The sequence below is a fragment of the Sinorhizobium sp. Y406 genome (assembly GCF_058732025.1).
This window is the reverse complement of sequence record NZ_CM178974.1, coordinates 1,571,965-1,584,858: the sequence shown is the minus strand read 5'-3', so window position 1 is coordinate 1,584,858 and position 12,894 is coordinate 1,571,965. Positions and strand designations below refer to the sequence as shown.

At 63.3% G+C, this 12,894-nt stretch carries 9 protein-coding genes; 6 read left to right on the top strand and 3 right to left on the bottom strand.

Annotation, left to right across the window (positions count from 1 at the left end; translation table 11 throughout):
- The first annotated feature begins 2 nt into the window (after positions 1-2).
- On the top strand, positions 3-875 hold the full coding sequence (locus AC4P1R_RS07610; RefSeq protein WP_151611302.1) for a cytochrome c1: 873 nt from the start codon (positions 3-5) through the stop codon (positions 873-875).
- Positions 876-1,078: 203 nt separating this feature from the next.
- Here AC4P1R_RS07610 and AC4P1R_RS07605 read toward each other — a convergent pair whose 3' ends face one another.
- Entirely contained in the window at positions 1,079-1,501 is a 423-nt protein-coding gene (locus AC4P1R_RS07605) for a VOC family protein (protein ID WP_069458478.1), read from the bottom strand.
- A 334-nt stretch (positions 1,502-1,835) separates the two neighbouring features.
- Entirely contained in the window at positions 1,836-8,126 is a 6,291-nt protein-coding gene (locus AC4P1R_RS07600; RefSeq protein ID WP_492177585.1) for an apolipoprotein A-IV repeat region-like domain-containing protein, read from the bottom strand.
- Positions 8,127-8,652: 526 nt separating this feature from the next.
- Here AC4P1R_RS07600 and AC4P1R_RS07595 point away from each other — a divergent pair.
- Together AC4P1R_RS07595 and AC4P1R_RS07590 are read left to right on the top strand one after the other, a co-directional pair.
- Positions 8,653-9,021, top strand: coding sequence for an Hpt domain-containing protein (locus tag AC4P1R_RS07595; RefSeq protein ID WP_492177584.1), 369 nt, complete (start codon positions 8,653-8,655; stop codon positions 9,019-9,021).
- A gap of 323 nt (positions 9,022-9,344) precedes the next feature.
- A complete protein-coding gene (locus AC4P1R_RS07590) occupies positions 9,345-9,665 on the top strand; it encodes a 2Fe-2S iron-sulfur cluster-binding protein (protein ID WP_492177583.1) in 321 nt (106 codons plus the stop codon).
- 510 nt (positions 9,666-10,175) lie between these two features.
- Here AC4P1R_RS07590 and AC4P1R_RS07585 read toward each other — a convergent pair.
- The gene (locus tag AC4P1R_RS07585) at positions 10,176-10,805 is read right to left on the bottom strand and encodes a DUF922 domain-containing Zn-dependent protease (RefSeq protein WP_225192393.1); all 630 of its coding nucleotides are present in this window, start codon (positions 10,803-10,805) and stop codon (positions 10,176-10,178) included.
- Between the two features lie 269 nt (positions 10,806-11,074).
- Here AC4P1R_RS07585 and folP point away from each other — a divergent pair, with 269 nt between their 5' ends.
- From folP to folK, 3 genes are read left to right on the top strand one after another with little or no spacing between them, the layout of a single operon-like run.
- The gene (gene folP / locus AC4P1R_RS07580; RefSeq protein WP_069458483.1) at positions 11,075-11,959 is read left to right on the top strand and encodes a dihydropteroate synthase; all 885 of its coding nucleotides are present in this window, start codon (positions 11,075-11,077) and stop codon (positions 11,957-11,959) included.
- A gap of 44 nt (positions 11,960-12,003) precedes the next feature.
- A complete protein-coding gene (gene folB / locus AC4P1R_RS07575; protein WP_069458484.1) occupies positions 12,004-12,375 on the top strand; it encodes a dihydroneopterin aldolase in 372 nt (123 codons plus the stop codon).
- Entirely contained in the window at positions 12,362-12,886 is a 525-nt protein-coding gene (gene folK / locus AC4P1R_RS07570) for a 2-amino-4-hydroxy-6-hydroxymethyldihydropteridine diphosphokinase (protein WP_492177582.1), read from the top strand. The genes folB and folK overlap by 14 nt, the downstream gene beginning before the upstream one ends.
- Positions 12,887-12,894: the final 8 nt, after the last annotated feature.

Below are 12,894 nucleotides of genomic sequence, written 5' to 3'. Positions count from 1 at the left end.
CAATGAAAAAGCTTGTTACAGGCATTCTGTCACTCGCTGTCGTCGCCGGTCTCGGGCTCGGAGCGGCCATCGCGCAGGACGACGCCGGCGGCGAAGGTCACGCAGAAGGGGGCACGCCGCATTATCCGATCCACAAGCCTAAGCAGGAGGATTGGACCTTTGCCGGCCTGTTCGGCCACTACGACAAGGGCCAGCTGCAGCGCGGTCTGAAGGTCTATACCGAAGTCTGTTCGGCCTGCCATTCGATGACCCTGGTGCCCTTCCGCACGTTGGAGGACCTCGGCTATTCCGATGCTCAGGTGAAAGCCTTTGCGGCGAACTATGAAGTGGAGGATGGCCCGAACGCGGACGGCGAGATGTTCACGCGCAAGGCCATTCCGTCCGATTACTTCCCGTCACCGTTCCCGAACAAGGAAGCGGCTGCGGCGGCGAACAACGGTGCGGCTCCGCCGGACTTCTCGCTGATCGCAAAGGCGCGCGGCATCGAGCGCGGCTTCCCGCAGTTCGTCTTCGACATGTTCTGGCCCTATCAGGAAGGCGGTCCGGACTACATCCACGCGCTGCTGACCGGCTATCAGGATCCGCCGGCGGGCGTCGAGGTCGCAGAGGGCACCCATTACAACCCGTATTTCGCCAGCGCCGCGGCTTTGGCGATGGCGCCGCCACTTTCCGATGACCAGGTCACCTATGACGACGGCGCGCCGCAGACGGTGGATCAATACGCCCGCGACGTTTCGGCCTTCCTGATGTGGGCCGCCGAGCCGCATCTCGAGGATCGCAAGCGCACCGGCTTCATGGTCATGGTGTTCCTGCTCATCTTCACCGGCCTCATCTATCTGACGAAGAAGTCGGTCTACGCGAACAAGGACCATTAATCGAACCACCGGGAAAACCGGACGATTGAGCGACGGGCCCCGGTTTATGCCGGGGCTTCTTTGTTGGAACGTGTGCCCAGGCGCATCCGGCATGGTACGGGCAGACTCGTTCTGCCGAATATCAGTTCGGAAGGCACGATGTGTAGATTCAAGGCGTTGCCGCGCCATGCGTCCTGAAGAACGCAGGGCGCGCCGTAAGCCTGTCAATCGGGAACAGTCCATTGCGGGTTCCAGGCAATCTCCCAGAGATGGCCATTCGGGTCATGGAAATAGCCGGAATAGCCGCCCCAGAAGCGCTGGCACGCCGGATCCGTGATAACCGCGCCGGCGCCTGCGGCCTGCCTCATGATCGCATCGACCTCCTCTTTCGAGTTGACGATGTGTCCGAGCGAAACGGCGCCGAGTCGCCGCTGCGTTACCTCTATCTTCGCATCCTTGGCGAGCGACGGCGCAGGATAAAGCGCCAGGATCAGGTCGTCGTTCAAATGGATGAAGACGACGGCTCCATCCTCGAATTGCTGCCCGACGATCCCCTTCGTCGGCAGGCCCATCCCGTCTCGATAAAAGGCGAGGGAGCTCTCCAGGTCATCCACCGCCAAGGTCAGGACTTTCAGTCGCGGTCTCATTTCGACCTCCCGTGCGCTTATCCGCGCCCGGCGCCACGGGGCGTGGCGTCACGACGCCATGGCGAACAGATTACCGCGAAAGCCCTGCCATTTCAGCAGTTGGATTGGGGTGACGACAGCATCGAAATGCCACAGCGTCCTTTGCGCGCCTGATAACGCGTGCAGGTGGCGCATCGTCCCGATAATCGGAACAGATTTTCGCCAAGCCGGAATTCAAAAAGCCTACAGTGATCGCACTTCCGTTGGCACCGGTGCACAGCCGCATAAAAAAAGCCAACGGCCCTGTCTTGCGGCAGGGCCGTTTTGTCCTTAGCGCCAGCGGTTCCGCCTGCCGTCAGTTGAAGCGGCCGGCGGCGTGGGCGAGCATGGTGTAGACCTTGCCGGTATCCGAGGTCAGATAGGTCTGCGTAATGCGCTTGTCGGGATCGTTGCGCGCCACATCGGAGAGCAGCTTCTCGAAGTCGGCAATGTAGCGGTCCACCGCGGTGCGGAACTCGGGCTCGCGGTCGTATTTGCGTTTGATCTCGTCGAACGTCTGCTGGCCCTTCAGCGTGTAGAGACGCCGGGTAAAGACGTCGCGCTCGCCACGCTGATAGCGCCGCCACAGTTCGACTGAAGCGTCATGGTCGATCGCCCGCGCAATGTCGACCGAGAGCGAGTTCAGCGATTCGACCACGTGACGGGGGTTGCGATTGTCACCGGCACGCGCCACCGGCTGGCTTTCTGGCGGGCGCGGGCGTGCAGGCTGCGGCTCTTCCTCGCGGGAGGCGGCGCGAAGCAGATCGCGCATCCAGCCGCCGCCTTCCTCGGTGCGTTCCTCGACAGCCGGCGTACGGGCAGGCTGCAGCGGCCGTGTCGCCTGTTCAAGACCGAGGCTCCCGCGCAACGCACCACCCGGGACCGGCTGATGCACCGCGGACGGTTGCGGCGAGGCCGCCTGTTGCGGCATGGCTGCCGGCAGGGCCACCGCCGCCTGAGACACGGGAGCGGGGGCAGGGACGGGCGCGGGTACGGCCTTCGGCTGAGCAACTTCGAGTTGCGTCGAGGACTTGCCGATGATGTCCGACAGTTCCTGCAGCGCCTTGATCTGCTCGCCGACCGCACGACGCATGAGCGCGGCGTTCTCCTTGGCCTCTTCCGGCAGGTCGAAGGCGCCGCGCTTCAGCTCCTGGCGGGTCATGTCGAGTTCCTTGCGGATCTCGCCGGCGGAACGGCGGATGTCGTCGGTGGCGCCGCTGAAGCGATTGATCGCATCGTCGATCGCCTGGCGCACGGCCTCGCGCAACTGAGTTGCCACGCCATCGGACTTCTTGCCGCTCTCTGCGAGCATCCGCTCGATGTCGGCGACGGAGGCGCCGACGCCGTCGCGCAGCCGCAAGGTGACGTCCTTTGCCCGCTCTTCCGCGCTGGCGAAGGCGCCTTCGAGTGCCTGACCGGCTTCTTCGCCCGCCTTGCCGATCGCCTGGCGCAGGCTGTCGGAGGCGCTGAGCGCCCGGCCTTCCACCTGCGACAATGTCCTGTTGACGTCGGCAAGCGAACCTTCGACGCCGGAGCGCAATGTATTGGCGATCTCCCGCGAACGTTCCTCGGCGCGCGAGAAGACGTCCTGCACCGAAGCGGCCGCATCATCGCCGGCCTGTGCGAGCGCGCTGCGCATGGCCTCCGCCGCCTCGGCCGCCCGCTGCTCGGTGGTCGACAGCAGTCGGCCGACATCGGTAAAGGAGGACTGAATGCCGCTGCGAAGATTGCCGGCAACCTGTCCGGAGCGCTCTTCGGCCCGCTGGAATGCGCCGTCGACGAAGCCCTCGAGCGCGCGCATCGTCCGTTCGATTTCTTCCGAGCGTTGGACGAGGCCGACTGACAGCGTGCGCAGCGCATCCTGCCGCTCCTCGAGCGTGCTGACGAGGTTCGATTGGGCGGCGGACAAGAGCTCGGACGCCTGTCCGAGCACTTTCGAATGATCGTCAAAACGGCCGACGATGCCGGCGACCTGCGAGAGCGTGGAGGAGGAAATGTCGGACAGCTTGTCGACCTTGCCTTCTATAAGGCGCGTCGAGGTGGACAGCATGTCGGAGGCCTGTCGGGTGGATTCGGAGAACTTTGCGGCGGTCGCCTCCAGGCGCTGATCCATTTCCCCGAGATTGTTGCTGGCCTGTTCGATGACCGATGTGATCGCGGAATTGTTCGCCGCGAGCCGGTCGATAAGCCCCATCGCCGTCGACTGCAGGCGGTTTTCGACCATCTTCATCGCCTGGGCGGTCTCGTCGGCGCGCAGCGAGATGGCATCCAGGGTTTCACTGGTCCGCTCTGTGATGGCGTTGACGAGGGATGCGCTTTCGGCACGCAGCCGATCGGCGCTCTCCTGGGTGAGGGCGGCAATGGCTTCGGCGGCTTCCTTGCCCGTGGCGGCATATTGGTCGATCACCGGTCGCGCCTTCTCGTCGATCAGGCGGGAAAGTTCGAGCGAGCGGCCGGCCAGCATCGAGTTGAGCTCGCGGGTGCTTTCATCGAGTGCGCCGCGGATCGACTGGCTGCGCGTTTCGAGAGCCTTTTCTGCGTCGGTTAGGCTCTGCTGGATGTTTTGGGCGTGGTTGGCGATCTGGCTGTGCGTCGTAGCCAGCCGAGCCGTAGCCGTGTCGGCGGCATCGGCGACCGAGCGGGCGAGATCCGCCTGGCGGGCGGCCGTGGCCGAAGTGGCTTGTTCGAGCGAGGCGGCGAATTCCGCATTTCGGGCGGCAAGCGCACTGGCGAACTCCGAGCCCGTCTTGGACAGGATCTCGGCCGATCGCGCAGCCTCTGCATCGATCTCATGAGTGGCATCGCCGACGGCGCCGCGCAGGCTGGTGACGAGCGCTGCCGCCTTGCCTTCAAGCGTCCGGTTGACGTTCTCGAGGCCGATGTTGAGGGCACGATCCATTGTGCCGAGGCGCTCCTCGATGCGACCGGCGCCTGCCTCGAGGGCGGAGGAGATGCGGGTTGCGGCGGTTTCGGTGATCCGGTCGATTTCGCCCGCCCGTTCGCCAAGACTCTCGGCAAGACGCTGGCCGGCACTATCGACGATCGAGTTGACGTTTCCGACGCTGTCGCGAATCCGTCCTTCGAGCGAGCCGAGGCTCGTTTCGATGCGGGCGCCGGTGTCGTCGACGACGGCGTTGACGCTGCCGACACTGCCGCGGATACGCTCCTCAAGGGCGCCGATTGTCGTTTCGATACGGCTGCCGCTGTCATCGACGAGGGTGGTGACGGTGGTAACGCTGTCGCGCACCCGGTCTTCGAGCGAGCCGAGGCTCGTCTCGATGCGGGCGCCGGTATCGTCGAGCCGACTATTGATGCCGTTGATCGAGATATCGACGCGATGGGTAAGCGAGTCCGCCGCGAGGCTGATCTGGTCCGCCGTTTCCGAGAGGCGTTCCGCAATGGTGCCGGTCGTGGAGCGCATGCGGGCGTCGAGCGCCTCGGTGCTGCGGTCTATGGCGCCGGCGAGTGCGGCCTGGCGCTCCTCCAGGGTCATTTCGAGCATGCTGGCACTGGTCGCGAGCGTCGTCGCCACCGCCATGGACTGGTCAGACAGGAGCTCTTCCAATTGCTCCCGGCCCTGGCCCACGGCGAGGTTGATTGCATTGATCCGGTCGTCGAGCGTCGAGCGGATCTGGTTATGGGTCGCAGACAGGGTGTCCCGCAAATGCTCGGCCTTTCCGGAGAGCGTCTGCTCGATTTCCGCCGCCTTGCCGGCGAGCGATGAAGTCGCTTCCGAGGTGCGGGCGGTGAGCGCCTCGGCAATCTCCGCGCTCGTGCCTGTCAGCGCATCGGAAATCTTGCCGACCCGGCTGCTCAGGTCCTCGGCGATGCGGGCGCTGGTGTCGGTGAGCGTGTCGGCGATCTGGCTGACGCGGCCACCGAGGTTCTCGGCGACCTCCGAGACGCTCTGCGAAAGCTTGTTTTCGATCTCGCCGACCCGGTCGGTCATGGTTTCGGCCACCGCCATCGCCCGGAAGGTCAGGTTGTCGGCCACGTCCTCGGCATGGCGGCTGAGCGTGTCCGCCATCTCGTTGGCGCGGGTCGACATGGTTGAACTGATCTGGGCCGCGCGCTCGGAGAGCACGCCGTCGAGCGCCGTGGTTTGGTTGGCCAGCGTCTCGGTGATGATCTGGCTGCGCTCGGACAGGACCCCGTCAAGAGCGGCCGTCTGGGTGGTGAGCGTGTCGGTGATTGCCCGGCTGCGCTCGGACATGACCCCGTCAAGGGCGGCCGTCCGGTCGGCGAGCGTCTCATTGATCGCCTTGCTCCGCTCGGCCAGCACGCCCTCGAGGGCCGCCGTCTGGCTGGTGAGCGTGTCGGTGATCGCCTGGCTGCGCTCGGACAGAACCCCGTCGAGGGCTGCCGCCTTGCTGGAGAGCGTTTCGGCGATTGCCTGGCTTTGATCGGACAGCGCGCCTTCAAGCGCGCTCGTCTGGCTGGTGAGCGTTTCGAAGATCGCCTGACCGCGCTCGGAGAGGACGCGCTCGAGTCGGTCGGCCGTATTGTTCACGGCACCCTCGATCGTGCTGGTGCCGGTGGCGAGGGCAGTCGAAAGCGCAGCCGTGCGCTCGGACAGCGTACTATCCAGCCGATGCTGACTTGCCGCGATCGCACTGGTGATCTCGTCGGTGGATCCGGTGAGCGTCTGTTCGATGCGCGCATGGGCCGACTGCAGGCCGTCGATGAACGCGGAAGTCCGCGAGTCGAGGCCTTGTGTAAGGCGCTGTTCGCTGGTTGTCAGGGCATTGGCGAGCGCGTCCGCGCGCTGGCCGAAGCCGCCTTCGATGCGTTCCTGCGCCTCCTTCAGCGCCCCCATGAGCGAACCGGTCTTTTCCGAAAGCACGCCGTCGATGCGGCTGTGGGCGTCGCCGATGAGATTGCTGAGTTCCGAGGTGCGGTTGCCGATCGTTTCCTCGATGAAATCCTGGGTCGCGCCGAGCGCCGTCGCGAGCGTCAGCGATTGATCCGAAAGCGCCGAGCCGATCTTTTCGATGCTGCCGTCAAGGGTGCTGCCGATCGCGTCCGCGCCGCCCGAAACGGTTTCGTTGATGCGGTGCAGGCTTTCCATGAGCTTGGTGTCGAGCATGCTTGCGCGCTTGTCGAACGCGCTCGCGAACTCGTGGAAACGCTCGTCGAAGGCGGTGGCGAGCTGTCCGACGGTCGTCTGAAGCTTTTCTTCGAAGAAGCCGCCCCTGAGGTCGAGATCCATGATCGCATCGTCGGCGCTCGATTTCAGGCTCTGGCGGAAGCTCGCGCCCTTTTCGTCGAGCGCTGCATTGAGCGACGTCAGCACCTCGTCGAGGCCGCCGGCGATCGCCTGCTGGCCGACGCTGAGGCTTTCGTTAAGATCGCGCGTGCGCGCGATCAGAGTCTCGTTCAACTGGCGGGCGCGCTCGTTGAGGGCCGCATTGAGCTTTTCCGTATTGGCGTCGAGCGTGGAGGCACGGGTCTCGAACTGGCCGAGCAATTGCTCGCCGCGCTTCGTCAACGTGTCGCTGAGCGCATCGAGGCGGGCGTCGAACTCGCCGTTGAGCGTCTCGCCGGCGCTGTTCAGGCCGGAGAGCAGCGTGTCGGTACGGTTCGACAGCATCGCGTCGAGGCTCTGCAACGCGTGATCCGATTTCTCGCTGAGTGCTGCCGCACGCGTGTCGATGAGCGACGCGAAGGCTTCACCGGAAACCGCGATGCGTGATGCGATGTCTTCGCCGGCGAGTTCGAGATCGTCCTTCAGCTTGTTGTGTGCGCCGGCAATCGCCGCGCGGATGCGCTCGGAATGACCGACGATCGCCTCGCGCTCCAGCCCGAGCTCCTGGACGAGCGTGCGAACGCGCAACTCGTTCTCGCTGTAGCTGCGCTCAAGCGCATTGACTTCGGAGTGTACAAGCGCTTCGAGTTCGGTCGCGCGGGCAATTGTGCGCTCGATGCCTTCGTTCATGGCCGAGACTTCGCGGCGGACCGCCTGTCCGACGGTCATGACGCGGTCGGCAGCTGCGGTTTCCGGCTCGGCGAGCCGCAGGGCGACCTCTGCCATCGACCGCGCTGCATTGCGCAGCTCCTGCGCGCGCGCAATCATGATCGCGAAGGAGAAGAACAGCATGACGGGCAGGGCGAGACCGAGCAGGAGGCCGATTGCACCCGGCGTGGCCGCCAGATCGCCGAGCGAACGGATCTGCCAGATCTGCGGTGCATAGAGAAGATGGCCTATCCCCAGGCCGGCAACGACCCAAACCGCTGAGATGAGGCCGGCAACCCGGATCGCCGCACGGTTGGTCCGCCCCTCGAAAGCACGAAGCAAGGCAGCGGGCGACCTGCGCGTGTCGTCATTGGCGGGCGAAAGCGGCGGCTGCTTCGGCGCGGATTCCGGAGCGAAGCTGCGCGGTGGCTCGGCCTCGCGCGCCGTCTTGAGGCTCTCCTGCTGTGCCCTTGCAGGACGAGCCTGGTCGGATGCTGCCGCTTTGCTGGGCTCGGACACCATTTCCTCCGGATCATCCAAGGAATTCTTGTCGTTCAAGGCCGACTTCAGGTCGTCAAAGTCGATCTTCAGTGCCGCCTCCAGAGCCTGGAAGGCCTTCTCGTCGATCGACTCGTTGCTCTTCTTCGTCGCCATAGGGATACGCCTCACTACTTTTGCCCGCTGATGGCCGTCTGCTTGGCGCCGCCGGTCGGGCCACAAGACAGCCTGAACAGGGCGGTGCCTACAGGATATGCGCACTCAATCTGCGCAGTATCATGACGGATCACCGATTGCATCGCCTCGATGGAATAGCCGCTGGCATCGCATCGGGACACCGCGCGCTGAGCTTATCCACCAGAACAGTTGCCATTTTCATATGCATGCATGTTCCTAATCGTATCGTAGTGACACATTAGCCAGTTTCTTACAATTAAGCGCAATCGGCATTCGCTAAAATCCTAACGTTTCGTTAACGACAAGATGCGGCGGAGGCGCCAAAAGCCAAGGAAATCAGCCGCTTTAATGGCCGTTAACCATGTCCCCAAATTCCTGCCCTGATTGCGCCGCCTTTTAAGCAGATGGCAGCGGCGCCCGCGGACGATACCTGTCTGAAAACGGTGCGGTCTCGCAATGCAGTATTTATATCTCGCAATGCGACAAACATTAAGAGGACTGGGCCATGGCGGCACTCAAAATAGCTTTCGACACACCGGATCATCCCGGAAGTTCGGCTTCTATCGCTGGTATGCCGTTCGATTTCGCTCATATTGAGCGGCAAACGATGGGGGACAAGGGGCTTGAGATGGAAGTCCTCCAGCTCTTTGCCCGCCAGGCGCGCCAGGCAATGGCCGAAATCGCCGGAGGAGAGGCGGAGGTGTGCCGCGAGGCTGCGCACCGGCTGAAAGGCGCGGCGCTCGCGGTGGGGGCGGCCCGCGTCGCCGATGCCGCAGCCGCCCTCGAGGGACAGCCGACGGATACAAGCCTGCGCGGTGCGGTTGGCCGCGCTGTGCTCGAAACCGAGCTTTTCATCTTGAAACTTTGTCGCTAGGTCCTGGCCCTGCCGCATGTCTCCTTTAGCCGAACTCGATTAAAGGACAAAGACATGCAGAAATTCAAAGTTCGACAGCGACCTTTGCGCGTCTAATAAGACGCGCGGCGCTGTAGTCCTGGCGTTCTCCGAAGGGTTGTGCCTCGAATAACTTGGTGCGCGGGCAGCTCGGACGACGCAGAGGGGCGGGACAGTCGCAGGCCGCGCGCCGGTCCGTGTTGACTGGGCGCCCGATATGTTGGAAAGAAACGCCTCGAATTCGGGCCGCGGCGATCTCTACAGCACTTGGCGGCCGGTCACCACCATTCATTCCGGAACGAGAAATGACAAAACTTACGATCGTAGTCTTTGACGGCACGCGCCATGAACTCGATGTCGAGAACGGCACCACAGTCATGGAGAATGCGGTTCGCAATTCGGTGCCGGGTATCGAGGCCGAATGCGGCGGCGCCTGCGCCTGCGCCACCTGTCATGTCTATGTCGACGAGGATTGGGCAGCGGTGGTCGGCGCTCCGGAAGCAATGGAGGAGGACATGCTGGATTTTGCCTATGACGTGCGGCGGACATCGCGTCTGTCCTGTCAAATCAAGATGAGCGAAGCGCTGGATGGGCTGATCGTTCATGTGCCGGAGCGCCAGGCTTAGGTCCTGTCCCTAATATGAGCTGCCTAAAGCGCCGCGCGTCTGATTGCGTCTGAAAAGAAGCCGCTTCTTATCGACATTTCCCTCATGACCCGCAAAAAAATGCCTCGCTGGTCGCGTCGACGAGCGAGGCAAGGGGGGCGCATCGCAGACAGATGAGGGAGGGAACATCTGCTGCACCAAGACACGCCAGGAGAACCTGCGTTGCTTCACCGCCAGGGACTCTCTTCAAACTTCCCAAGCAATGACGCCAAGCATCAATCAAGGCCGAAACTCAAGCGCGAAGTCTTATTGTCGACTTGCAACTACTTCTTAAATTACTCAAGCGTTTGAGCTTTGGCTCTGTCGCTCGTTTCATGTTGTGAATATAGCTGAGTCGCGAGTCTGTCGCTATCGTTAGATTCCGCCAATAAAATACTGTGGGTTTGCGGCGTCTGAAATTGCGTGGATGCGGCCGACCACCCCCGTTCGACAGGGGGCGGGCATCCATCCCGGATGACCCGCAGAAAGGATCTAATCCTGGGCCTTTTTCAGCCTTTCCAGGCGATATTGCAGCAACCGAACCATCCGGCGGTCGAAATTTGCGGCCTCGGTGCGGTCGAAGCGCGCCTGATCCTTGTCATGGATCTCGACTTCCTTGGCGCTGACGTCGGCAACGCGGGCCTGCATCCGTTCGCAATCGGCCTCCGGCCTGAGCGTCAGCAAGGCCTTCTCCATCCGGCGCGCATGGAGGCGCGCGATCTCGGCATGGCGCTCCTCATGCCGCTTTATGTCGGCGGCCAAAGTATCCCATACCAGCGCCAGATCGGGGTTGGCCTGCCTGCGGTGTTTCCAGCGCGGTAAGATGATACGCGTGTTGAGCGTCACGCGCGCCGAGCCGACGGCGCACCGGCCGTTGCGGCTGACATAGGTTACCGTACCGCCGAACTTGATGCGCGTCGCGCCCGGGTGGCGCGAGCCGGTACTCGTCATCAAGGGACCGGTGGCGGAGAGCGCCTTGTCGAGTTCTGCCGCCGTGCGTCCGCCGATCGAAAAATAAGAGATACTCTTGCTGATCGCGGTCTCAGCCACGGCGCTGCCAAGCGGGAAGCCGACGAAAAATGCAACGAGTGCGGCTTTCATCGAAACGGGCGCTCGGGACATGGATGGGTACTCTTTGATTGAACTTCGACCAAGCTTGGGGCATAGCCGGAGCGAGTGCAACAGAAATCGGTCCTGTCTACGCGCCTTCCGTCGTGTCACCCATGCGGATCGCTATAGGGCTTCTATGTCTTTTCTTGAATTCAGGCCGATTTAGGGAGAGATGCAGGAAGTCGATCGATCTCGATCCTGCAAAGTCACCTGCGTGCTGCTTTCGACTTGCGGCCTGCTTGAAGAAGTGTTGACGTCGTTGGAGCCACGGACCGCGGAAGATGACCGATAATCCATTTCAGAGCTTCTATTGGAAGCTGGCGCATGGGCGCATTCTCGAGCTCGGACGGCGAGGCGTCTTGATGGCGATCATCAATGTGACGCCGGATTCCTTTTCTGACGGCGGCCGTCACATGCAGGCCGAGGCCGCCGTTACCGCTGCGCTGAGAGCGGTGGAGGAGGGGGCGGCGATCCTCGATATCGGCGGCGAATCGACCCGTCCGGATGCGGAACCGGTCAGCGCCGAAGAGGAGCAGGCGCGTATCCTTCCGGTCATCGCCTCCCTGGGGCGCCAGTCCGATGCGATCATTTCCGTCGACACCTACCGCGCTGAGACGGCCCGGCTTGCTGTGGGGGCCGGCGCGCACATCGTCAATGACGTGCATGGCCTGCAGCGGGAACCGGCGATCGCCGGTGTGGCGGCGGAAACGGGTGCGGGGCTTTGCATCATGCATACGGGCCGCGACCGCCAGAAATTGGCGGATGTGATCGAGGATCAGTTTCACTTCCTGAACCGGTCCCTGGAGATTGCCGCCGGCGCAGGAATACGGCGCGAGCAGATCGTGCTTGATCCCGGCTTCGGCTTTGCCAAGGACGCGGAGGAAAATCTGCAACTGATGGCGCGTTTTGGCGACTTGCATCGCTTCGGGCTGCCGATCCTTGTGGGAACGTCCCGCAAGCGCTTCATCGGCGCGGTGACGGGGCGGGACCCGGAGGCCCGCGATGCCGGCACCGCCGCAACGACCGCGCTTCTGCGGGTCGCGGGCGCCGCGATTTTTCGGGTACACGATGTCGCAATCAACAGGGATGCGCTGTTGGTCGCCGATGCTATGCTGGAGCGGGATGAGCAAAAGTGCGCGCGGTTTTCCGCCCGCGTCCCGCTATAAGCCGCAAGAACAGCGGAAACGACCAGCCGACGGGACATGAAACCATGACTGCAACCTACATGATCACCCTGAAGAACTGCGCCTTCTTCGCCCGCCATGGCGTGCTCGACGAGGAAGAGTTCCTGGGACAGCGCTTCTTCGTCGATGCGGAGCTCGAAGTGGAGCAGGGCACTGCGCTGATGGAGGATTGCATCGACGACACCGTACATTATGGCATCGCCTTTGCGGAGATCGAGCGGATCGTCACCGGGCGGAGGCGCTACCTGATCGAGGCGTTGGCGCTGGAGGTCGCAAAAACGCTCTGTGCGCGCTTCAATCAGGTCAGGCGGGCGAAGGTCTCCATCCGCAAGCCGAATGCGCCGGTTCCGGGCATTCTGGATTATGTCGAGGTCACGGTCGAGCATGTCGCCGAATAAGGTCTGGCGCCGTGCAGCACTCGGTCTTGGCGGCAATCTCGGCGATCCGCGCGGGGCCATGGCGGAGGCCCTGACGGCGCTCAACCGGCGACAGGACTGCCGCATAACCGCGGTGTCGCGGCTCTACCGCACGCCGCCCTGGGGCAAGACGGACCAGGACTGGTTTTTCAACGCCTGCGCGGAAGTCGAGACGACGCTCGATCCGGAAACATTGCTGGAGACCTGCCTCGAAATCGAGCGACGGATGAAGAGGGTCCGCAAGGAACGCTGGGGCCCGCGCACGATTGATATCGATCTCCTGACCTTCGAGGGCGCACGTTCCACAAGCGACACGCTGGAACTGCCACACCCGCGCATGACCGAACGCGGCTTCGTCCTGATGCCGCTTGCCGACTTTGCGGCGGATCTCGAGGTGCAGGGCCGGACCGTGAGCGAGTGGCTCGCCGATGCCGACGTCCAAGGAATCGAGGTCGCCGACGATAGCGCGACCTGGTGGCGCTCGCACGATTGAGGTTCATC